Source organism: Anaerovibrio sp. JC8 (genome assembly GCF_002100115.1).
Taxonomy (GTDB): domain Bacteria; phylum Bacillota; class Negativicutes; order Selenomonadales; family Selenomonadaceae; genus Anaerovibrio.
The window spans coordinates 279,323-301,642 of sequence record NZ_ANBM01000004.1 but is presented as its reverse complement, the minus strand read 5'-3'; the positions used below and the strand labels follow the sequence as shown (position 1 = coordinate 301,642).

General features: G+C 46.5%; 21 protein-coding genes. All 21 read left to right on the top strand.

Annotation, left to right across the window (positions count from 1 at the left end; genetic code table 11):
• Positions 1–196: 196 nt before the first annotated feature.
• The 21 genes from D081_RS05725 (at position 197) to D081_RS05625 (ending at position 22,173) form a co-directional block, all read left to right on the top strand.
• Entirely contained in the window at positions 197–451 is a 255-nt protein-coding gene (locus D081_RS05725; RefSeq protein ID WP_037330146.1) for a TIGR03905 family TSCPD domain-containing protein, read from the top strand.
• A 1-nt stretch (position 452) separates the two neighbouring features.
• Positions 453–1,238, top strand: a complete 786-nt coding sequence (locus D081_RS05720; RefSeq protein WP_085023148.1) for a histidinol-phosphatase HisJ family protein — start codon at positions 453–455, stop codon at positions 1,236–1,238.
• Positions 1,239–1,365: 127 nt separating this feature from the next.
• Positions 1,366–2,721 carry an LCP family protein gene (locus D081_RS05715; protein WP_085023147.1) on the top strand — a complete coding sequence of 452 codons (1,356 nt, stop codon included), beginning with the start codon at positions 1,366–1,368 and terminating at the stop codon, positions 2,719–2,721.
• Positions 2,722–2,782: 61 nt separating this feature from the next.
• Positions 2,783–4,738, top strand: a complete 1,956-nt coding sequence (abc-f, locus tag D081_RS05710; protein ID WP_085023146.1) for a ribosomal protection-like ABC-F family protein — start codon at positions 2,783–2,785, stop codon at positions 4,736–4,738.
• A gap of 241 nt (positions 4,739–4,979) precedes the next feature.
• Positions 4,980–7,145 carry an ATP-dependent RecD-like DNA helicase gene (locus D081_RS05705; RefSeq protein WP_085023145.1) on the top strand — a complete coding sequence of 722 codons (2,166 nt, stop codon included), beginning with the start codon at positions 4,980–4,982 and terminating at the stop codon, positions 7,143–7,145.
• 226 nt (positions 7,146–7,371) lie between these two features.
• Entirely contained in the window at positions 7,372–8,031 is a 660-nt protein-coding gene (locus D081_RS05700) for a ComF family protein (RefSeq protein WP_158087568.1), read from the top strand.
• Between the two features lie 320 nt (positions 8,032–8,351).
• Positions 8,352–8,765: a hypothetical protein gene (locus tag D081_RS05695; protein ID WP_085023143.1), complete on the top strand. Its 414-nt coding sequence runs from the start codon at positions 8,352–8,354 to the stop codon at positions 8,763–8,765.
• A gap of 160 nt (positions 8,766–8,925) precedes the next feature.
• Positions 8,926–9,201, top strand: a complete 276-nt coding sequence (gene flgM, locus D081_RS05690; protein ID WP_085023142.1) for a flagellar biosynthesis anti-sigma factor FlgM — start codon at positions 8,926–8,928, stop codon at positions 9,199–9,201.
• 36 nt (positions 9,202–9,237) lie between these two features.
• Complete coding sequence (locus tag D081_RS05685; RefSeq protein WP_085023141.1) at positions 9,238–9,723, top strand: flagellar protein FlgN; 486 nt, start codon at positions 9,238–9,240, stop codon at positions 9,721–9,723.
• A gap of 2 nt (positions 9,724–9,725) precedes the next feature.
• The gene (locus D081_RS05680; protein ID WP_085023140.1) at positions 9,726–10,193 is read left to right on the top strand and encodes a flagellar protein FlgN; all 468 of its coding nucleotides are present in this window, start codon (positions 9,726–9,728) and stop codon (positions 10,191–10,193) included.
• A gap of 39 nt (positions 10,194–10,232) precedes the next feature.
• Positions 10,233–11,864 (top strand): flagellar hook-associated protein FlgK, encoded by a 1,632-nt coding sequence (gene flgK / locus D081_RS05675; RefSeq protein ID WP_085023139.1) that lies wholly within the window; start codon positions 10,233–10,235, stop codon positions 11,862–11,864.
• 28 nt (positions 11,865–11,892) lie between these two features.
• The gene (gene flgL / locus D081_RS05670) at positions 11,893–13,224 is read left to right on the top strand and encodes a flagellar hook-associated protein FlgL (protein WP_085023138.1); all 1,332 of its coding nucleotides are present in this window, start codon (positions 11,893–11,895) and stop codon (positions 13,222–13,224) included.
• Positions 13,225–13,269: 45 nt separating this feature from the next.
• The gene (locus tag D081_RS05665) at positions 13,270–13,863 is read left to right on the top strand and encodes a DUF6470 family protein (protein ID WP_085023137.1); all 594 of its coding nucleotides are present in this window, start codon (positions 13,270–13,272) and stop codon (positions 13,861–13,863) included.
• A 69-nt stretch (positions 13,864–13,932) separates the two neighbouring features.
• Positions 13,933–14,376 carry a flagellar assembly protein FliW gene (fliW, locus tag D081_RS05660; RefSeq protein ID WP_085023136.1) on the top strand — a complete coding sequence of 148 codons (444 nt, stop codon included), beginning with the start codon at positions 13,933–13,935 and terminating at the stop codon, positions 14,374–14,376.
• Positions 14,377–14,379: 3 nt separating this feature from the next.
• Complete coding sequence (gene csrA / locus D081_RS05655) at positions 14,380–14,601, top strand: carbon storage regulator CsrA (protein WP_085023135.1); 222 nt, start codon at positions 14,380–14,382, stop codon at positions 14,599–14,601.
• Positions 14,602–14,635: 34 nt separating this feature from the next.
• Entirely contained in the window at positions 14,636–15,091 is a 456-nt protein-coding gene (locus tag D081_RS05650) for a flagellar protein FlaG (RefSeq protein WP_233127428.1), read from the top strand.
• A gap of 15 nt (positions 15,092–15,106) precedes the next feature.
• Complete coding sequence (gene fliD / locus D081_RS05645) at positions 15,107–18,523, top strand: flagellar filament capping protein FliD (RefSeq protein WP_085023133.1); 3,417 nt, start codon at positions 15,107–15,109, stop codon at positions 18,521–18,523.
• Positions 18,524–18,542: 19 nt separating this feature from the next.
• A complete protein-coding gene (fliS, locus tag D081_RS05640; RefSeq protein ID WP_039209488.1) occupies positions 18,543–18,929 on the top strand; it encodes a flagellar export chaperone FliS in 387 nt (128 codons plus the stop codon).
• 1 nt (position 18,930) lies between these two features.
• Positions 18,931–19,272: a hypothetical protein gene (locus D081_RS05635; RefSeq protein WP_085023132.1), complete on the top strand. Its 342-nt coding sequence runs from the start codon at positions 18,931–18,933 to the stop codon at positions 19,270–19,272.
• 106 nt (positions 19,273–19,378) lie between these two features.
• On the top strand, positions 19,379–20,686 hold the full coding sequence (locus D081_RS05630) for a flagellin (RefSeq protein WP_085023131.1): 1,308 nt from the start codon (positions 19,379–19,381) through the stop codon (positions 20,684–20,686).
• 185 nt (positions 20,687–20,871) lie between these two features.
• Positions 20,872–22,173, top strand: a complete 1,302-nt coding sequence (locus D081_RS05625) for a flagellin (protein ID WP_085023166.1) — start codon at positions 20,872–20,874, stop codon at positions 22,171–22,173.
• Positions 22,174–22,320: the final 147 nt, after the last annotated feature.

The window sequence follows — 22,320 nt, the reverse complement described above, 5'->3', positions numbered from 1 at the left end:
GTACAGTCATGAATAAAATAACGCGGGAGGGTACACAATGGGGACGTAGTTTACGTCGGTACTTAGTGAATTCAAGCTGAAGGCACCGAATGAACTTAGTGTCCGTTACGTAAACTAGTGAGCGAGAGCGTTCCCCATGTGTACCTTCCGCAGGATTTAAATTATATATTGTGTAAGTAGTGTAGGAGGGATTTTTATGAGCGCTTTTGAATACGCACCACAGGGAGTATGCTCCCGTCTTATGAAATTCGACATCGAGGACAACAAAATCCATAACCTCAAGGTAGTAGGCGGCTGCAACGGTAACCTTCAGGGCATCGGCAAGCTGGTGGAAGGCATGGATATTGATGAAGTTATCAGCCGTGTGGAAGGTATCCGCTGCGGTGCCCGTCCAACCTCCTGCCCGGACCAGCTGTCCAAGGCCTTAAAGCAGGCAAAGGAGCAGCTGTAATATGATCTATGACTGTCATTCCCATACGGAGGTTTCTTCCGACTCTGATATGAAGGCCACCGATGCCATAGATGCTGCCCGCCGCTTGGGCATTGGCCTCATCTTCACGGAGCATTACGATTTTGATTATAAAGAGTCCAGACACTACAAGGATATGGACTTTCTTTTTGATGCCAAGGCATATTGGGAGCGGTATGAGGCCCTACGGTGCGATGAGCTGCTGCTGGGAGTGGAGGTAGGCATGACCCCGGGCAGCATTGAGGCCAATAAAAAGTTTATTGCTGAAGTGCCCTTTGACCAAGTAATTGGCTCCATTCATGCCGTTGATAAGCTGGATATTTACTATCCGGAATATTACGATGGCAAAAAGAAGGAGCAGGCCTATGGCCATTATCTGGAAACCATGGCGGATATGGTGAAGGCCAATCCATATATTGATGTGCTGGGCCACATTGATTACATCAGCCGCTATTCTCCTTATGATGACAAGGAAATTGGCTATCGGGAATATCATGACCTGGTGGATTTGGTGCTGATGAATGTGCTGGACACCGGCACGGTAATGGAGCTGAATACCCGGCGGCTGGACAGCAAGGCAGTGGCAGAGTCACTGCTGATGATTTATGCCCGCTACAAGGAGCTGGGGGGACAGTATGTGACCATTGGTTCCGATGCCCATATGGCGGAAAATGTTGGCATGAATTTTAAGATGGCTCAGGATTTGGTGGAATTTATCGGCCTGAAGCCAGTGCATTTCAAGGAACGGAAAATAGAATACAGTAAGTAAATATAGTACATGGATTCCATATATCTGCTTTGGACGAGTATTTTACTTGTCCTCTTTTTTTTTGCTTGGTATAATGAAACGATGTGGTAAATTCCACACTATACAACTTGAAAAGAGGATTTATTTCATGCGAATTAAGCGCAGACGGCGTAGAGATTATACACGTTTATATATATTGGCGGCCCTTATTTGCACCTTTGCGGTGGCGGCTTTGGCAACCCATTGGTGGACCCATCGGGAGGTACAGCCTGTGGTGTCTGAGGCGGGAATTGAAACCAATGACAAGATTCTGCACATTATGATTATGGGTGTGGACCGGCGCAATGATGATGTCGGCCGCAGTGATACCCTGATGGTGCTGACTGTGAACAAGGAAAACGGCAAGGCAGAGCTTATGTCAGTTCCCAGAGACACCAGAGTTAAGATCGAGGGCCACGGTTATGACAAGATTAATCATGCCTATGCCTACGGCGGTCACAAGCTTACCCGCAGCACGGTGGAAAATCTGCTGGGGATACCCATGGATTACTATGTCCTGATAGATCTGAACAGCTTTGAAAATATAATTGACGCCCTTGATGGCATTGATATTGACGTGGAAAAGCGGATGTATTACGAGGATCCGTGGGATGACAACGGTGGTCTGGTAATTGACCTCTATCCCGGCATGCAGCACATGACCGGTGAAAAGGCCATCCAGTATGTTCGCTTCCGTGACGGTGAGGGTGATATTGGCCGTATTGGCCGCCAGCAGCATTTCATGAAGGCTGTCATGACCAAGATGCTGCATCCTTCCACCTTGCCGAAGCTGCCAAAGATTATTGAGATTATCAGCAAGACACTGGAAACGGATATGCCGCTTTCCGAAATGCTGTCCCTGTCCAAGCTGCTGCCACAGGTGCGGGAGCAGGGCCTGGAGTCGGAGATGCTTCCGGGAACTCCGGCATTTTTGGATGATGTAAGCTATTGGCTGCCGGATATTATTTCCCTCCGTGAAATGGTGGCTGAGGAAATGGGCCAGACTCTGGATGAAAAGGCACTGCAGACTGCTGAGGCAGAGAAGAAAACATATATGGAAGCTTTGCCAAAGGGTATCATGACCCTCAACGACGGCAATGTGGCCAAGAAGGACAAGCAGGATAAGGCGGAGACCGGTAAACAGGAGCAGAAGGAAATTCCTGAATCTGAGAAAACCGATAAAAAGCCGGCCAAGAAGGCTGAAGGGCCAGGCCAGATTTCCGTATTGGTTATTAATGACAGCGGTGTCAACGGGGCCGGGGCCAAAATGGTTAACAAGCTCATTCAGCAGGGCTTCAACGTAACCGGTGTTGATACAGGCAACAAGAGTGATCGGGAGCATACTATCATCGTGACAGATGGATCCAATGTTACCTGGTTCTACGGCATGCCGTTCCCTTGTACCATTATGGACGGTGCTGACCCTATGGAAGCCGTGGTATACGTGGGCAAGGATTTTGAATAGGCATAGGTATAATTGCGTTAGAAGATTAGAAAAAAGATTGTTTGGAAAGGAACGCTGAGGCGTGGGTACAATTAAGGTTACAGGCCTGTCCAAGGCCTTTGGCATAGAAGAATTATTTAATGACGTCAGCTTTGAAATAAAGCGGGGCGAGCGGGTAGGCTTTGTGGGGGCCAATGGCACCGGCAAGTCCACCCTGATGAAATGTCTGCTGGGCAAGGAGGAATACGACAAGGGTATTATCAGCATGGACCCGGTGGATACCATCGGCTATGTGGAGCAGCAGGCGGATATGGAGGTCAAGGGCACCTTATACGAAGAATTAAAGAGTGCCTTTGCGGATGTTATGGCCCTGGGGGCCACCAAGGAGGCCCTGGAGGCGGAGCTGGCCCATTCCCATGATGAGGAAAAGCTGGCCCAGTACGGCCGTATTGTGGAGCGGTTCGAGCATATGGGGGGCTACGATTTTGAAAGCAGCATCCGTCGTACAGCCTTCGGTTTAGGCTTTACAGAGGAAGATTTTGACCGCAGGGTGGAGCATTTCTCCGGCGGTCAGCGGACCCGTGTATGTCTGGCCAAGGCCCTGTTGCGGGAGCCTGACTTCCTGTTTTTGGACGAGCCGACCAACCATTTGGACATTGAAATGATTGAGTGGCTGGAGGGCTTTTTGCAGAATTATTCCGGTGGCGTGCTGATCATTTCCCATGACCGCTTCTTTTTGGATAAGGTAACCAACCGTATTTTTGAGATAGAAGCCCAGGGGCTTACTGCCTATGAGGGCAACTATTCCTATTTCATGAAGGTGAAGGAGCAGCGGCGGGCAGCCCAGCTCACAGCCTACGAGAAGCAGCAGGAATACATCAAAAAGACTGAGGATTATATCCGCAAGTACAAGGCGGGTATCAAGTCCAAGCAGGCCCGGGGGCGGCAGAGCCAGCTGAATCGGCTGGAGCGTATTGTAAAACCGGCGGAAACAGCGGCCTTTAATTATTTTGCATTTAATGCTCCGGCAGAGTGCGCCCAGCGGGTGGCAGAGCTGGAGGATATTTCCTATAAATTTCCGGATAAAACCCTCTTTGAGCATGTTGATGTGCTGATTAGAAAAGGGGACGGAGTGGCTATTGTGGGTCCTAATGGTGCCGGCAAGACCACCCTTTTGCGCCTGTTGGTAGGGGAACTGGAATCCCCAACGGGCCAGCTGAAAATTGGTTCCAGAGTAAAGATTGGCTATTTCTCCCAGCAGCATGAGGGGCTTCACATGGAGCGCACCCTGCTGGAGGAAATGCAGTATGAATACGGGCTGGATGAAGAACAGGCCCGGCGTTATTTGGGCGCCTTTCTGTTCCGTGGGGACGAGGTGTTCCGCATTATCGGGGACCTGTCCGGCGGTGAGCAGTCCCGTCTGGCCTTTTTGAAGCTGATGCTGACGGGAGCCAACTTCCTGATATTGGACGAGCCTACCAACCATTTGGATATTCCTGCCAAGGAGGCGGTGGAGGAGGCACTTTCTACTTTTCCGGGGACCTACATTACTGTGTCCCATGACCGTTATTTCCTTGACAAGGTGGCCAATTGCGTGCTGGAGCTGGCAGACGGCAGATTGACGGAATACGACGGCAATTACAGCTATTATCGGGAAAAGAAGGAAGAGGAAGCCAAGGAAGCGGCGGAGCTGGCGGAAATTCAGGCTGCAGAGGACCATCTGGCCAGAGAAAGGGCCAAGGCGGAGGCCAAAGTCAATGCTGAGGCGGCCAAAGCCAAGGAACAGCAGGCCAAGACTGATGCGAAAAAGGGTGCCATCCAGAGCATGAGCGATGACAAGCGGGCCCAGATGATTCACCGGGCCGAGGCTCAGATTGCCACCATTGAGATGGATTTGAAGAATTTGGAGCTGACCATGAACAGTCCGCAGATTCAGGCGGATCCTGAGCAGAGCATGGAAATTGCCCGGGAGTATGAGGCCAAGACCAAGGAACTGGATGAGTGGTACGAGAAGTGGGAACAGCTGACAGAAGCATGATTTGGGGGATTGACAGGGGATGTTCTATTCATGCGCTTCGCTGGTGTCACATGAGATATATTCTTTGTATATATTTTGACGGCAAAGGGCCGTCAGCAACTTCACCAAGCCTTTTATGAAAGATGTACTGATATGACATATAGAGCTACGCTTATTCATCGAATCATCCCCTGTCGCCAACTGAATGCAGTTTATGTAAAATGATAAGTGCCTAAAGATTCTGTACTATGAGGTGTAATAAATGGAAGAGCTGCAGGGTTCTGTTGAAAATATAATATTTGCCAGTTCTGATGGGCGGTTTAGCGTCTTTCGGCTGCGGCCTGACGGGCAGCGGGGAATGGTGACGGTTACCGTGCAGATGGAACCACCCCTGCAGGGGCAGCAGCTGGAGCTGAAGGGCACATGGGTGGAGCATCCCCGTTTTGGGCAGCAGTTCAAGGCCGAGCACATGATGGTGGCGGCTCCCACCAGCCTGGAGGGGATTGAGCGTTTTTTGGCCAGTGGTGCCATTGATGGTGTGGGGCCTGTCAATGCCAAGCGGATTGTGGCCCATTTCGGTGGGGCAGCCCTGGAGGTTATTGAAAAGGCTCCCAATAGGCTGAAGGAAGTCAGCGGTATTGGTGCCAAGACAGCGGAGAAAATCCATAAATCCTACATGGAAAAGGCGGAGCTCCGTCAGATTATGATTTGGCTGGAGCAACATAACGTATCGGGAATCTATGCGGGAAAAATCTATGGCCAATATGGTTCCTTTGCCATTGAGGTTATGGAGTCAAATCCATACCGTCTGGTGCGGGAAATTGACGGCGTGGGCTTTGCCACGGCGGATGCCATTGCGGCGGGGATTGGCATGCAGGCGGATGACGCCCTGCGTATTTCTGCTGCGCTGGAGTTTCAGCTGCAGCGTATTTCCCTTTCCGGTCATTGTTGTGTGCCGGAAAATATGCTGGTGGATGAAGTGGAACGGGTCCGGGGTATTGGAAGAAATTCAATTTGGGAAGTTTTGAAGCAGGATTTGGCCACCGGGGTGTTGAATCAGGAAGTAGTGGGAGATACTATTTTGGTATATCCTGAATACTTATATCAGGCTGAAGTGGAAACTGCTGAGACCTTGCTGTTTTTGCAGGAAAGGGCCAAGCCCATCAATGTGGGCAATTCCATGAAATTGGTGGAAAAATGGGAGAAGTTCACGGGCATTGAACTGGCCCAGAAGCAGAAGGAAGCCATACAGGGAGTGCTGGAGCACGGTATTTTCGTGCTGACCGGCGGCCCTGGCACAGGCAAGACCACAGTTATCCGGGGCATGATAGATATGCTGGAGTCCCAGGGCATGGAGATTATTCTGGGAGCACCTACGGGCCGGGCGGCAAAACGCCTCAGTGAAGCCACGGGCCGTACCGCCTCTACCATTCATAGAATGCTGGAGGCCCAGGGGGGAGATTCCTCCGATGGGTCCATGTTTGGCCGGGATATTGATGACCAGCTGGAAGCCGATGCCATTATTTTGGACGAGGTGTCCATGATGGATATTGTGCTGATGCGTCATTTCCTGGAAGCGGTTCCGGCGGGCTGCCATGTGATTCTGGTCGGGGATGTGGACCAGCTGCCGGCGGTGGGGCCGGGCTCCGTGCTGAAGGATATTCTGCGGAGCGGTGTCATTGCCAGCGTGTGTCTGACAGAGGTTTTCCGCCAGAGTGAGGCCAGCAGTATTGTTATGAATGCCCATGCCATTAATGCAGGACGGGTACCGCGGTTTAACAATGCTCCCAACAGTGATTTTGAATTTATTGAGCTGAATAATCCTGAGGCTGTGGAGTATCAGATAGTAAGCCTTTGCCGGGATCTTCTGCCCAAGCAGGGTTATGCTCCTTATGAGGATATTCAGGTGCTTTCCCCAATGCACCGTCAGGCCTGTGGTGTTGAAAATCTCAACAAGCGCCTTCAGGCGGCCTTGAATCCACCGGCCTCCTATAAGTCGGAATATGTCAGCAGCACCCGTAACTTCCGTTTGGGAGACAAGGTGATGCAGACCAAGAATAACTACGATAAGGGTGTTTTTAACGGGGATATCGGGTTTATTGTGGAGATGGACGAGGACAGTATCACGGTTCAGTTCAGTGATGATTTGTCGGCGGTTTATCAAAAGAGTGAGCTGGGTGAGCTGCAGCTGGCCTATTGTATGAGTGTGCACAAGAGTCAGGGCAGTGAGTATCCGGTGGTGATTTTGCCGTTGGTGCCGGGGCATCGGATTATGCTTCAGAGGAATCTGCTGTATACGGCTATTACCCGTGCCAGGAAGAAAGTTATTCTGATTGGGACTAAGGCGGCACTTAATACGGCCGTGGCCAACGACAAGACACGTCGCCGCTACACACTGCTGGCGGAGCGCCTGGCAAGGTCGTTGTAATAAGGCGGGTCCTGCCGTGGAATGAATCATTCCGCGAATACGCTGGTGTCATATCAATATATTTTGCGGCATACTATAAGTATGGCCGGGCTGCGCAGCCGGCCGCCACTTCATAACGTCATCATTATATTTTCTACTGATATGCCATTTTACGCTCCATCTTGTCATGCTTCAATTCCACGTCACCCGCATTTTGCTAAAGCTATCTCGTCTATGGAGATTTACTATGTTAGAAGCGATACTTAATTTTTTGTTCCCGCCCAGGTGTCCGGGCTGTGGCAGCTATGTTAAGCATAACGGACAGTGGTGCGAGGAGTGCCTTAACAAAATACTTCGGGTCCGCAAGCTGCCCCTGGATGACAAAATGGGGTCTGTTTTTGATGGCGGCGTATTGTGCTTCTGTGATTATGAGGACCCGGTGAAGAAGCTCATTGCTGATGCCAAATTCGAAAAAAAGAAAAACGCCGTGAAGAAGCTGCAGTTTTTTGTGGACAGGGGCTTTGAAAAGCTGGATTTGCACGATATTGATATCGTGGTGCCGGTGCCCCTTCACAAAAACAAAATTAAACAGCGGGGCTTTAATCAAAGCATCCTGTTTTTTGAGGATGCCATGAAAAACTCAGATTTGGAAATCTGGGAGGTGTTGCGGCGGGTGCATGAAACCCGTCCTCAGTTTGGTTTAAAGTTTGCTGAGCGTAAGAAAAATATTAAGGGTGCCTTTGCAGTGGCGGATAAGAAGCACCGCCAGCTGGTGAGGGGGAAGACTGTCCTGCTGGTGGATGATATTTTCACTACCGGTGCCACCTTCGCAGAGTGCGGGAAGGTGCTGCGGGAAGCAGGAGCCAGCCGAATTTTCGGACTTGTTATCGCGTCTAATCATAAGTGATTTTGCTAATGGTTATATGTGGGCATGGGGACCGATGGATTTCGCGTTAGAGCTTGGGGCGTTAAGAAGAGTTTTGTTGCTATTCATATGTATTAGCGAAAAAATCATCTGTTTGAACGAAGTGAGTTATGATTTTTCCGCTATATAAAGAGCAAGAAAACACTTTAGCACCAAGACTGGCGAAAGATATCGGTCCCCTGCCTATAAAAACTGCTATTGAACAGAAATGAAAATTTCGCTATAATAGATTGTGCTAACTCTGAATGAAAAATTGAGTAAAAATATTTATAGAGCAGTAAGTGAAGCGGGAGTGAATTACCATGAATAAGTTGAAGAATTGTCCGGAATGTGGAAAGCTTTATTTGGAAGTAGGCCAGAAGATGTGCCCTGCCTGCTATGATTTGGAGCTTGAGCAGGAGCAGATTGTACATACCTATGTTCGTGATCATGATAAATGCAGCATCACCCAGATTGTTGAGGAGACCGGCGTAAAGGAGAAGGTTGTTCTTCGCATGCTCAAAAACGGTCGCTTCATCAATTCCGGCGGTGCAGTTATTACTTACCCATGCGAGAAGTGCGGTGAAGAGATTTACACTGGCCGTTTCTGCGACAAGTGCAGCCAGGATCTGCTGGATCAGGCAGCAAAGCTGGAGGCCAAGACCAAGAAAATGGCACAGAACAAGGTGGACCGCAGCAGTACCATGTACAATGCCGGCCGTGATTTCCGGTCCTAAGAAAAATTTTATTTTATATAAGAAGATATTTTTAAAAGCAGGATTTAAGTGTCCTGCTTTTTTTTTCGATAAAAGATTAGAACCTGAGTAGAGGCTAGAGGTGTCTTCATTTTTAGATAGAAATCAGGGCATAGATAGAGAAAAAGGAAGGTGAAAAACCATGATTATAAACAACAATCTTCAAGGAATTGCAAGTGTTTATGCAAACCATCGCAGTGCCAACAAGGTTGCGCACGCCGAGCGGGAAGAGGTCAGAAGTGATGAGATTCACATTTCCTCCAAGGCTCAGAATGCCAGCGAAATGCTGAAGAAGATGAATGCCATGGATGATGTTCGCTCTGACCGTGTTGCGGAGCTGGAGAACATGATTGCTGCCGGCAATTATCACGTAAGCAGCTATGATTTGGCATCAAGCATGTTGAATTGTCGTTTCTAATGGAACGGCTTGGCCAGAGAGGTGGGATGCATCGAAATGTGGCAGGATTTAACAGAGATTATAGCCACCCTGATAACTGAGTATCAGAAGCTTAAGAAGCTGGGCGAAGAAAAGCGCGCAGTTTTGGCAGCTGTGGACCTGAAGGCGTTGGAGAAAATCGTCCATCAGGAAGAAACTATCATTGAACAAATTAATAAGGCAGAAACAAAGCGTCAAGATGTTATCAACCAGCTGGCGAAGCAATACGTTACGATAAAGCCTGACATGGCTATGCAAGATGTATGGGGGCAGTGTACCGACGGTCAGATGCGCAATTTGCTGGAGCGTTCCCACAAGACTTTGGAGGACGTGGTGAAAAAAGTCCAGGCGCTTCAGGAGAACAATGAAATCATGATTTCAGCAGCCCTGAGCGTTATCAACTTCAAGCTCAACCAGCTTGGAGGGACCACAGCAGAACCATCCTACGGCCAGTCAGGACAGGAAAAATATACCCATGAGAAGAATTTGGATCTTGAGGTGTAAGCATGAAGGATATAATCGATATTCTTCGCCAGCAGCTTGTTTTGTTGAGAAGATTATTGGAGCTGGCAAAAGCACAGCAGGAAAAGTTGGTCCAGACTGACGCAGAAGCAGCAAGGAAGCTGTCTGCTGAAATGGAACCATTAATGATAGATATAGGCAGCCTGGACAAGCGCAAGGACGAAATAATGGCAGAAAACCATATACGCAATCTGTCAGAATGGCTGGAAGACCAGTCAAATTCGCCTGACAAGGTGGTTCTCCATACGCTGCTGATTAAACAGGACAAAATATTGCAGGAGTTGAAGGATGTAAACTCCAGGAATATGCAATTTTTAGATAGACATTCAAAATTTATCGACTATAGCATCAATGTAATGACCCAGACCAGTGCGGGGGTGACCTACGGAACACCGGGCGATAACGGTGGGATGCCTGTTCAGGGGAGAAAGATGTTTGATACCGGAGTCTGAGGACTCAAGGCAAAAAACATTGAGACAGGAGAGAGAATTATGTTAAGCACATTTCACGGCCTCAATACCATGGTAAGTGGTATTCAGAACAACAGAGTAGGCTTAAACACAGTAGGTCACAATATCAGTAATTCCAGTACCGAGGGCTATTCCCGTCAGCAGGTTAATTCTGTGGCAACCCGTTCCCAGACTATCTGGTCCTATTCCCGGGCCAATCAGATTGGTAGCGGCGTAGGTGTCTATGGTATTAACCGGGCAAGAGATATTTATGCTGACCGTCAGTACTGGAAGGAAAACACCAACGATGGCTACTACAATGCCAAAGCAAAGAATTATTCCAAGCTGGAGACCATTTTCAACGATTCCGATGACAATGCTCTCCAGGATTCCATGGAGAAATTCTATCAGGCATGGGTGGACTGCTCTACCACAGCAAGTACCGCTTCCAGCCGTCAGAATGTTATCAATGCCGGTTATAATTTCGCTGAGACACTGAATGCCACCGCAACCCAGGTTCAGTCCCAGATTGAATCCGTATATGGTGAGATTCTTCTCAGTGTAGATAATGTAAATAGTATTTTGGACAGAGTTACAGTTCTCAATGGTCAGATTTTGGAACAGGAGGCCGACGGCTCCAGTTCCAACGACCTTCGCGACCAGCGTGATTTGCTGGTGGACCAGCTGTCCAGAATTATGCATATCAGCGTAAATGAAACTCCAAATGGTATGTACAATCTGGTATGTAACGGTACTACCCTGGTAAATGGTACCAGCAAGGTGACCATTGCCGCATCTGCCCCATTAAATAACAAGGTATATGGTGTCAGTGACTACACTCTTTTGATTAAGGAATCTGATATTCAGTTTAATCCTGGCAATGGTGAACTGTATGGTCAGATACAGGCTGTATATGAGGATAAGGAGTATATTGATAGATTAGCCAATATGGCCGGGTTCCTCCTGAGCACCCTTAATGCCCAGCATAAAGCGGGCTACACCCTTGAAGAAACTAGCGGCCAGATTAAGAAGGGTGGCAACTTCTATGGCCAGACTGGAGTGGAATATACTTGGGTGACTGATTCGACGACTGGTGATGCATATCTGACCAAAGACACCGAACAACTTCGTGGCATCCAGATCATTAAAGAACTCACCATAAATCAGGATTTAACTGCTACTGATGGACATAAGCTGTTGGCAGCCCGTTCTGGAGCTACTACAGATACGACGGGTGATGATCCTGCACATGGGGCAGCTTCGTCTCCTGCAAGTGAGGTAAATGGTGTGGCTGATGGCTCCAACGCTGTGTGGATTAGTACGCTGTTTAACTGTGTATTAAAAAATACAGGAGCAGCGGCTCAAAATTATGGCCTATCTCCAGCTGGCGGCAAACGTGCCATTGGTGATGAGTCTTTCTATAGTTACTACAACACCAGCATGACCACCTTGGGCGGTGCTACTGAAAATATGAATAATAAGGTAGAATTCCAAAGTGACCTTATGACTCAGATAGAAAATCTTAGAGAATCCACTTCCGGTGTAAACTGGGATGAGGAGCTTACCAATATGATTACTTATCAGCAGGGCTATGCAGCCTGCTCCCGCTGTCTCACCACCATGGATGAGATGTTGGACAGACTTATTAACAGCACAGGCGTAGTTGGCAGATAATTGACCAAAGAAAGGTAAGGTATAGATTATGCGTATAAGCAGCACAATGATGACCAATAACTACCTAAAGCAGCTCAATGGCTCCTATGAGCAGTATACCAAGCTGTTTGAGCAGAGCGATGGCAAGAAGCTCCATCGGGCCTCTGACGATGCGGTAGGTTATTCCAAATATTTAAGATATAAAAATTCTCTTACCAATGTGGAGCAGTTCCAGGAGGATATTACTACTGCAGTTTCTTGGATGAAGAACAGTGATGCGTCATTGGTTAATGTAACTGAGAGAATGAAGGAGTTTAAGGGGAAGGTAGTAGCCGCCGGCAACTCTACCAACAACGAGAACGATATGAAGGACATTGCCAAGGAGCTGTTGGCCAGTGTTCAGGAGGTAGTAGCGGATATGAATGCCCAGATTGGTGACCGCTATCTATTCTCCGGTCAGTCCGACACCACTATGCCGTTTGAGATTAGCCGCGATAAACAAAAACGTGGTGAGACTAAGACTCTTAGTGAAGCCCAGGCGAAGTTTTTCACTAACGTGGGTGAGACAGGTTCTGTTAGTCAGATGTTAAAGCTCGTTGACGTTAATAATGACAACAATGTTTATTATATGAATGTTAAGGATGGTAGAATATACACCAAGGACTTTGTGGAGAATGGTTTTAAGGACATAGATACGTCTGACCCTAATTATCTTGATCCTGCAAAGCTTGCGGGCAAGCAAGTGGGCGATTTAGGCGGTGCTTTTCCAGTCAGTGATAACTTTAAGGAAAATGGTGTTATTATTCAAGGCACTGCTAATGTTGGTGATAACTGGCGGGGTAACGTAACTGTTGAGGGACAGAATGTCGAAGTAAAATTTGCTACCACCGAGCAGTATATTGTTACCTATAAGGGCGATGCCAAGTATATTTCCATGGTAAAGAAGACTGGTGGCATAGATAAGGCCACAGATACAGTTAATCAGACCGGTCAGGATGTTTTTGGCAGTGACATTTTCGATTATGGTAACAGCCCAGCCACTGGTACAGCAATGTTAAATGATTTGTTATATACTGTAGCTAAGATTGATTCTGCGGATTATCATTGGACTGCCAACGATGGCCTTACCATCAGTGATACTGCACATGCTACTGTTTTGGGCGCTCAGACTACTATGGCTGCCCGCCAGCAGGCCTATAGCGCAGCATCGGATATGCTCACCACCCAGGATGAGTCCATTACCAGCGATATTACAGATGTGTCCAGCACCGATGTGGCCAAGCTGGCTACCATGCTTATGGAGTATCAGACAATTTACAGCTTGTCCCTCTCCGTAGGGTCCAAGATTTTGCCTGGTACCCTGGCAGATTACTTACATTAATATTTCTGATTAACTTTTCGAAAATATATTAAAGAGGTGAATACTATGTTGGCAGAAATGAAATATTTGAATATTAGTCATGAGCTGCCTCAGATCAGTATTCATCAGGAGCAGGCCCTGGCCATAAAGAATACCTTTCGCCCGGCGGAGCTCCATCGTCACTATGATCCACCGCTGGCGGATGTGGCCGCCACCTTGGTGGAGGTAGATATTGATACTTACAATTCCCGCAAGGCGTATGGGTTTTTAAATCACGATGATTTTGCCAAGAAATACGGTGGGGAAGGTTTCAGTGATGTACAGGCCAATACCTCAAGACTTACCCGTTCTGCTTGGAATTATGCCAAGAATGGCGCCCATCCCGGGGCTAATCTTATCGGCAATGAAGCCAAGTCTCGGCTGAGGGGAGAGATATTGCAGTGGCCGAAGTGGGAGGCAGTGAAGATTCCAGATCCGGAATTTACCGTACACCCTTCTGAGATAAAGGGTAGGATGGACCCGGGCAGTGATACCACCAGTATCCAGTCCACGGCTACTCCTGAGATTGAGATTCGCCCAGGCTCTGCTCAGACCACCCTGGCTAAAAAAGGTTATGTAAACCAATGGATTTCCGTTGGTCGTTATGATATGAGAGTTTAGCCTTCCCCTTGAGGGGAAGGTGTCAGTTCGATAGAACTGACGGATGAGGTGTAAATACGGAGGCAATTAATGAGAAAGCTCAGTACTACCAGATTTGGTGAAATTGAAGTTGAAGAAAAGTCTATTGTTACCTTTGAACATGGTATTCCGGCATTTGAGGATGAAAGGGATTTTGCCATTCTCCCATATGATGCGGAAAGTCCATATCTGTTTTTGCAGTCGGCATCTACACCGGAACTGGCCTTTCTCATGACCGATCCGTTTGTATTTTTCCCGGATTATACCTTTGAACTGGACGATGCCAACATGGAGAATCTTGGTATTACCAATGATGCTGATGTGCTGGTATGTTCTCTCATTACTATTCCCCCTACAGGGATTCCAAATATGACAGCAAACTTGCTGGCACCTATCGTTATTAATCAGTCGAACATGAAGGCAAAGCAGGTTGTGCTTGAAAAGACCAATTATACAACAAAGCATAGACTGTTCCCTGAGAAGAAGGAGGAATAGGCCATGCTGGTACTTACAAGACACCCCAAGCAACAGATTATGATTGGGGACGATATAGTTATCAACATTGTTGAGGTGAACGGCGACAATGTGCGTATAGCCATCGACGCTCCCCGCAATGTAAAGGTATATAGAGGAGAAATTTATAGGGTTATTAAGGAAGAAAACCGTAAAGCTGCTGCTCCAGCAGATAATATAGATTTGTCCCAGGCATTACCGAAATAAAGGATTAAAAGTATTTTCTATGGAGGGATTCAAAGTGGTAGGAAGCATTTCAGACATGACAGCTGCTGCAGTTGTTGTTTCAGCAATGGATAGCGGGGCTAGCCAGAAAAGGACAGCGGAGCCAGTTGAAAGCAAGGTGGCGCCTGTTGAAATAAAGCCGGATGAGGCTCAGACCCCGGAAAAGGTTGCTACAGCCAGCGAGGCAGGTCAGACAGACAACGAAGAAAAAGAACAGGATCCAAAGCGTCAGGCTCTGGACAACATCAATGAGGAATTTGTCAGTGAAATGACAAAGGAGCTCAATGAGCTTATGAGCAAGCTCAACTGTAATCTTGAGTTCCAGTATCACAAGGAAGTAAATGTAATGTCTGTCAAGATGATAGACAAGGAGACAAAAGAGGTTATTAAGGAATACCCACCTGAGGAAATGGTAGAGGGTATGATAAAGGCCCAGGAGTGGCTGGGTGCTTTCCTCGATCGTAATGCGTAAAAGGGGGTCCTTAAAATGGGCGTAAATGGAATTTATGGCTTGTCAGGCTCTGGTCTGGACATTGAGTCTTTGGTTAAGATGGGCATGTCCGGCAAAAACAAGCAGTATGACAAGATGGAACAGCAGGAAATTGCAAACACCTGGCTGAAAGAAGCATATAATGATGTATATAATGATTTGACCACATATAAGTATGGCACTTTGTCTGACTACAAAATGCAGTCAAACATGAACGCCATGCAGGCAACCAGCTCCAACAGCAGCGTGGTAACTGCTACTGCCAATGGTGCTGCTGCAGCTATGAATCATACTGTTACAATTACATCTGTAGCCAGCAATGCTTATTTGCAGACCACACAGTATGAAGATCCAGAAACACCTGGTAAAATGGTAAACTACGGTGTTACCAGAGAAAATACAGATGCATCCCACAGCAATCTGCTGAAGGACGTGTTGTTCAAGAAGGTGGAAAAGACTGGTGAGAGTGCAGATGGGGTTGGCACCTACAAGCTCAATGGTTCAACTACTGTGAATGGCGACAGTATAGCCATATCTCTGCGGTTAAAGGATACTGCCGGTGATAATGCCAAGGAGTATACGCTTACTTATACTTATGATGAATTGTTTGAGGGTGAAAAGACTCTTAATGATTTTGCCAGTGCCATAGCCAGAACGGGTGCTAATATCCAAGGCGGCTACGATACCGCCAATGATTCCTTTAGCTTCTACAACAAGACAAGTGGTGAGAAGAATATCATTGGTCTTACGGCAGATAATGCTCTTACAGCCAAATTGATGAATAACCTCAATCTGGGTGCTTTTGATGCGGCTTCTGGTGAGATGGGATCTCGTATCGATTTTAAGGCAGATAACACCATGAAGACCATTACTGAGTCCAGTGGAATTACCCGTAGTGATGTGTCTGTTAGCTTAAAGGATGTATTGGGATTAAAGGCTACCTCAGTTAAAACTGGGGATAATGCATACGATATTACGGTTACCCAGGTTGATGCGTCTGGCAAGACTGTTGGAACTTTAGGAACCTACAGCGTTACCAAGGATGCTGGCACTGGTGCTGTTACTGGGGCTGACGTGGCAGTTTTCTCCATGAGCCTTAGTAATGGGAAAAAAGATGGAGAGGGTAATCCTGCAGATGGCTCCGTTAAAACTATTAATTTTACGTTAAATGAGCTGTTCAATCTAGACGATGTTGGGAAGAAAAAGAATCTGAACAGCAAAGCTGACCTCAATGACTTTGCTGACAAGATTACAGACACCGGGTTGGGGATTACGGCAGCTTATGATGCAGCCAAGGACAGCTTCTCGGTGACCAATCCTACAGGTCAGGCCAATTTTACTGCATTGGGTGCCGGCGCAGATAAGTCTGTAGCTGAGACACTGATTAGCAGCTTGAACCTTGTTAATTCACCTTCAATTAAATATGAAACAGTTACTAACACAAATGATGATAAAAGCTTTGGGGAATTTTTGGGAATAACATCCACCATACAAAAGGATAGGCAAAACGGCAAAACAACAATAACCATGAAGGTTAAACAGGATGGCACAGGGATTTCAGGTGCGACTATTCCTTATTCCTACGATAATATGGCCAATTATTATAATGGTACATACGCCGGAAAGACGCTGTTTAGCTTTAATATTAGTGATGGTAGCAAAAATGAAGACGGTACTCTCAAAACAGCTACGGTTGATGTGACTTATGGTGATGTAATCAACTTTGCTGGCATGGAACCTGATTCTGAAGGCAACGGATTGTTTTACTATAGGGATCAAGACGGTGTAAAGCGAGAGTTGTTGAAAGATTCCCAGGAACATAGTGTTCAGGTATCACAAAATGATTTAAGTGCCTTAGCAACTAAAATTAATGCAGTGGCCAGTGCTAACCATTTGAGCATAACTGCTGCGTATGATAGTTCCACTGGGGAGTTTAGCCTGTTGAACCCTAACGGTGAAATATCTTTGACCGATAAAAACGATTCGGCTATTAAAATTGCTACAAAACTCACTTTGGCTCCAGGGGACCCGACATCTGTTGCTTACAAGACCACGGATGCCACTAAGGGAATCACCCGTGTTAATGCCCATAGTACTGACGATGACCTGGCAGGGGCTTTGGGACTTAGTGCTGTAAAGAGCGGTGACGGCAAATTAAAGATTAACAGTGCAGATGGTACTATCAAAGATAAAGAGGTTAATCTTACGGATGTTGCATTCACGCTTAAGGTAGGCGATAGCGATAATGAGGCAACTGTAAGCATTACTTATAAAGACCTGTTTGATGCTAATGGCAACAGTATAGGTGATTATAGTACTCTGGCTGAAAGGATTAATGCCGTTACCAAGCATGATCAGGAAGAACCTGTGATTAAGGTAAAAGCGTCCTATGATGGAGAAACTGGCCAGCTTAGCTTGACCAATGACCATGGATATGCTACATTGACAAGCAGCGATCCTTTGGGCAGTGCTTTGGTTTCGATGATGGGGCTGAAGGAAAATGCAGCTACTGCAGCCGCCAAGAATCATTCCTGGGCTGGTTCCAATGCCAAGGTTACCATTGATGGTAAAGAATATGACAATGATACAAATAAGCTGACGGTGGCTGGAGTTACCTACACATTCTTGGAATCTACGGAGAATCTTGTAGGAAAGAAGGCTACTATCAGTGTTAGTCAGGATACGGACAAGATTGTGGATTACGTAAAGAGCTTTGTGGATGACTACAACAAGCTACTGGATTCCCTTAATGAGAAATTGTCCGAGCAGAAATATTCTGACTACAAGCCACTTAGCAAACGTCAGGAAGATGAAATGACGGAAAAGCAGATAGATAAGTGGAATGAGAAGGCAAAATCCGGCATCCTTTATCATAACAGCGAAATCCAGGCCTTGGTGAGTGCTATGCGTGAAGCAATTTACACCAAGGTGGATGCGGTTGACAGCCAGTATAACACCATGTCATCTATTGGTATTACTACCACTAATACCAAGGGACATTTGACTCTGGATACTGATAAGCTGAAGAAAGCACTGGCCGAGGATCCTGACTGTGTATATCAGCTCTTTGCTTCCGATCAGGACAGCACCTATATTGCCGGATCTACAAACAAGAACAAGATTACCAATGCACAGAGCAAGCTGGATTATGCCAATACTGGTGTGGCCAACCGCCTGTACAATGTGATGACCAATCATATGTCCAAAATTTCTGATATAGCCGGTACCTCTAAGGATACTAATGACCAGAGTTATCTTGGTAAGCTGATTACCAATATGCAGACAAAGATGAATAGCTTTAAGACTATGATGACTGCATATGAGAACAAGCTGTATAAGCGCTATGATGCCATGGAGGTGGCGTTGTCCAAACTTAATATGCAGCTTGGTTATATTAGTGGTTCATTTTCCTGATAGTTAGGAGATTTGTATTATGATGAATAACGCTGCAGAAGCATATAAACGCCAGCAGGTGATGACTGCTACCCCAGAGGCCCTTACCCTGATGCTCTATGATGGGTGTCTTCGCTTTATGAAGGAAGGGTTGGAGGCCATGGAACAAAAGAAGTGGGAGCAGTGTAATACTTCTCTCCAGAAGGCCCAGAATATTATCAATGAATTCCGTGTGACTTTGGACATGAAATATGAGATAGCCCATCAGCTGATGCCGCTATATGATTATGTGTATAATTCCCTGGTGGAGGCCAATATGAGAAGTAAGCCCGAGAAGGTTACGGAGTGCATGGATATCATTAAGGAGCTGCGCTCCGCATGGGCTCAGGCCATGATTAAGGCCAGAAAGGAAAAGGGAGCATCTTGATATGGATGGTAAGCATCAGTTGACAGAGCGGGAGCTTTGGGAAAAGTATATGGCGGTCACCAAGGAGTTATTGAAGTTCATTAATGAAGAAGACATTGATACTTTTTTGGACTTGGTGGATCAGCGCCAGCGCCTGATGGAAATGTTGCAGGATCTGCCAGATCATGAGTATGCCCGTTCTCCTGAGGGAGTAGCTCTACGTAAAAGTATTGAGCCTATTGATATGCAGATAATGCACAAAGCTCGCTCTTGGTTGAACAAGTCCAGACGTAACAATGAGACTGTGAGAGGCTATGATTCCTTTGGTCTCGCATCAAGCAATATGTTCAATCGTGAATATTAATGTTAGCTGTCAGCCTGGCAGCTCAACTGTCAGGCTGCTACTATAAAAATTATTTTAATTCTAGTGGCAGGGAAGCCACTATAGACAAAACAAGGAGGAATTTATTATGGCTATGGTTGTAAAGAACAACATGTCCGCAATCAACACTCTGAACACTCTGAACAAGAACACTAATGCTTTGAAGAAGAGTTTGGAGAAAGTGTCTTCCGGTATGAAGATCAACAGCGCAGCTGATGATGCTTCCGGTTACGCTATTTCCGAGAGAATGCGTGTTCAGATCCGTTCCCTGGATCAGGCAAATCAGAACGCTCAGAACGGTGGCTCTATGATGAAGGTTGCTGAGGGTGCTGTAAGCTCTACTGTTGAAATCCTGAAGACCTTGAAGGAAAAAGCAGTTAGTGCTGCAAACGATACCAACACTGATTCTGACCGCGCTACTATCCAGAAGGAGCTTGATCAGTCTATTGACCAGATTAATGATAACGCAAACGTTACCTTTAATGGTCAGTATCTGGTAGACGGTTCCCATAACAAGAAGACCGACGCTACTACTACTCATCTGACTAACCAGAGCTTGTCAACTGACACGGCAACTAACACTAACTTGACCGAATTGAAGGCCCGTAATGGTGATAGTCTGAACATTCACAGCACTGACACTGTAACTATTTCTTATGTGAAGGATGGCAAGACAGTTACTTCATCCATGACAGTTGGTACTTCTGCTACCCTTGATGGAGTAATTAGCTCTTTGACTAAGGGTGCAGTTACTGTTAAGAGCGACAGTGCATCGTCCAAGATTGGTCTTGACGGCTCTAAGAATCAGGTTTATACTCCGTCTGGTGAGAAAGCTATTACCCTGTCTTCTAAGACAGCAGGTCTTGAAGGTCAGATTGCCGGCTTCACAATGTATATTACTGATAACCAGGGTAATGTAAACAAGTCTGCAAACGCAGCATTGGATGCATTTGATGAGTCTATTCGTTCTGTGAATGAGTCTGAGGATAACTCCATCGTCCTCCAGATTGGTACCAAGGCTGCTCAGTCCATCAATGTTGGTCTTACCGACATGAAGGCAACCGCTCTTGGTCTTCAGGGCAAGGATGGTAATACCATCTCCGTTGGTACTCAGGAAAAGGCCAATGCAGCTATCAATGCTCTTGATGCAGCAATTCAGAAGGCTCTGGATCAGCAGACCACTATTGGTGCAATCGAATCCCGTCTCGAGTACACTCAGAGCAACCTGACTACTGCAAGTGAGAATGTAACCAGTGCAGAGTCTGTAATCCGTGATGCTGATATGGCTAAGGAAATGACCGAGTACACCAAGAACAATGTTCTGCTCCAGGCTGCACAGTCCATGCTGTCCCAGGCTAATCAGAGCAGCTCCAACGTACTCAGCCTGCTCCAGTAATTGGCCAGTAAGATTACAAAATAAAAAACAACCATAGATTTGGGCCGGTCTTCGGATCGGTCCTTTTCTGTTGAAAAAGTTAAAATTTAATTTAAGTAATCATGAATTACTCCCGATATTATTGGCAGATAAGTAAATAACAGGCAGGGAAGCCTGAAATGTTAAAAATCAAGGAGGAATTTATTATGGCTATGGTAGTAAAGAACAACATGTCCGCAATTAACACCCTGAACACTCTGAACAAGAACACTAACGCTCTGAAGAAGAGCTTGGAAAAAGTTTCTTCCGGTATGAAGATTAACAGCGCAGCTGATGATGCATCTGGCTACGCTATTTCCGAGAGAATGCGTGTTCAGATTCGTTCCTTGGATCAGGCAAATCAGAATGCTCAGAACGGCGGTTCTATGATGAAGGTTGCTGAGGGTGCTGTAAGCTCTACTGTTGAAATTCTGAAGACTTTAAAGGAAAAAGCAGTTAGTGCAGCAAATGACACCAACACTGATTCTGACCGTGCTACTATCCAGAAGGAACTTGATCAGTCTATTGACCAGATTAACGATAACGCAAATGTTACCTTTAATGGTCAGTATCTGGTAGATGGTTCACACAACAAGAAGACTGATGAAACTACCACCACGATGACCAATCAGAGCTTGTCCACTGATACTGCATCTAATACCAACTTGACTGATTTGCGGGCTCGTAATGGTGACAGCCTGAACATTCACAGCACTGATACTGTAACAGTATCCTATGTTAAGGATGGTAAGACCTACACTTCGTCCATGACCATTGGAACTGCTACTACTCTGAAGGGTGCTATTGAAACTCTTACTGGCAATGCAATTACTGTTAAGGGCAATACCTCAGAGATTGGTGTTGATGGCTCCGGCAACAAGGTATACACTCCATCTGGCCAGAAAGCTATGACTATTCAGTCCGCTTCCGGTGGTATTACTGGCCAGATTGGTGGCTTCACCATGTACATTACTGACAACAAGGGTAATGTAAATAAGTCTGCTAATGCTTCACTGGATGCATTTGATGAGACTATCCGTGCTCAGAACAAGTCTGAGGACAACTCTATCGTTCTCCAGATTGGTACTAAGGCTGCCCAGTCCATCAATGTTGGTCTCACCGACATGAAGGCAACTGCTCTCGGCCTCCAGGGCAAGGATGGCAACACCATCTCCGTAGGTACCCAGGAAAAGGCTAATGCAGCTATCAACGCTCTTGATGCAGCTATTCAGAAGGCTCTTGATCAGCAGACCACTATCGGTTCCATCGAGTCCCGTCTCGAGTACACTCAGAGCAATCTGACCACTGCAAGTGAGAATGTAACTAGTGCAGAGTCTGTAATCCGCGATGCTGATATGGCTAAGGAAATGACCAACTACACTAAGAACAACGTTCTGCTTCAGGCTGCACAGTCCATGCTGTCTCAGGCTAACCAGAGCAGCTCCAATGTACTCAGCCTGCTCCAGTAAATGGATAGCTAGATTACAAACTAACGCAACCATAAAAGTTGGGCCGGTCTTCGGACCGGTCCTTTTTTCGTACGGATAATAAATAAAAATTATAAAAAATTACTGTTTTCATTTAAGTATCTGCCCCCCTCTCCCGATATTATAAGC

Excerpts from the sequence above, each read along its gene's own strand:
- D081_RS05725 (WP_037330146.1), top strand. The coding sequence starts at position 197 with ATGAGCGCTTTTGAATACGCACCACAGGGAGTATGCTCCCGTCTTATG.
- D081_RS05720 (WP_085023148.1), top strand. The coding sequence starts at position 453 with ATGATCTATGACTGTCATTCCCATACGGAGGTTTCTTCCGACTCTGAT.
- D081_RS05715 (WP_085023147.1), top strand. The coding sequence starts at position 1,366 with ATGCGAATTAAGCGCAGACGGCGTAGAGATTATACACGTTTATATATA.
- D081_RS05705 (WP_085023145.1), top strand. The coding sequence starts at position 4,980 with ATGGAAGAGCTGCAGGGTTCTGTTGAAAATATAATATTTGCCAGTTCT.
- D081_RS05700 (WP_158087568.1), top strand. The coding sequence starts at position 7,372 with ATGTTAGAAGCGATACTTAATTTTTTGTTCCCGCCCAGGTGTCCGGGC.
- D081_RS05695 (WP_085023143.1), top strand. The coding sequence starts at position 8,352 with ATGAATAAGTTGAAGAATTGTCCGGAATGTGGAAAGCTTTATTTGGAA.
- flgM (WP_085023142.1), top strand. The coding sequence starts at position 8,926 with ATGATTATAAACAACAATCTTCAAGGAATTGCAAGTGTTTATGCAAAC.
- D081_RS05685 (WP_085023141.1), top strand. The coding sequence starts at position 9,238 with ATGTGGCAGGATTTAACAGAGATTATAGCCACCCTGATAACTGAGTAT.
- D081_RS05680 (WP_085023140.1), top strand. The coding sequence starts at position 9,726 with ATGAAGGATATAATCGATATTCTTCGCCAGCAGCTTGTTTTGTTGAGA.
- flgK (WP_085023139.1), top strand. The coding sequence starts at position 10,233 with ATGTTAAGCACATTTCACGGCCTCAATACCATGGTAAGTGGTATTCAG.
- flgL (WP_085023138.1), top strand. The coding sequence starts at position 11,893 with ATGCGTATAAGCAGCACAATGATGACCAATAACTACCTAAAGCAGCTC.
- D081_RS05665 (WP_085023137.1), top strand. The coding sequence starts at position 13,270 with ATGTTGGCAGAAATGAAATATTTGAATATTAGTCATGAGCTGCCTCAG.
- fliW (WP_085023136.1), top strand. The coding sequence starts at position 13,933 with ATGAGAAAGCTCAGTACTACCAGATTTGGTGAAATTGAAGTTGAAGAA.
- csrA (WP_085023135.1), top strand. The coding sequence starts at position 14,380 with ATGCTGGTACTTACAAGACACCCCAAGCAACAGATTATGATTGGGGAC.
- fliD (WP_085023133.1), top strand. The coding sequence starts at position 15,107 with ATGGGCGTAAATGGAATTTATGGCTTGTCAGGCTCTGGTCTGGACATT.
- fliS (WP_039209488.1), top strand. The coding sequence starts at position 18,543 with ATGATGAATAACGCTGCAGAAGCATATAAACGCCAGCAGGTGATGACT.
- D081_RS05635 (WP_085023132.1), top strand. The coding sequence starts at position 18,931 with ATGGATGGTAAGCATCAGTTGACAGAGCGGGAGCTTTGGGAAAAGTAT.
- D081_RS05630 (WP_085023131.1), top strand. The coding sequence starts at position 19,379 with ATGGCTATGGTTGTAAAGAACAACATGTCCGCAATCAACACTCTGAAC.
- D081_RS05625 (WP_085023166.1), top strand. The coding sequence starts at position 20,872 with ATGGCTATGGTAGTAAAGAACAACATGTCCGCAATTAACACCCTGAAC.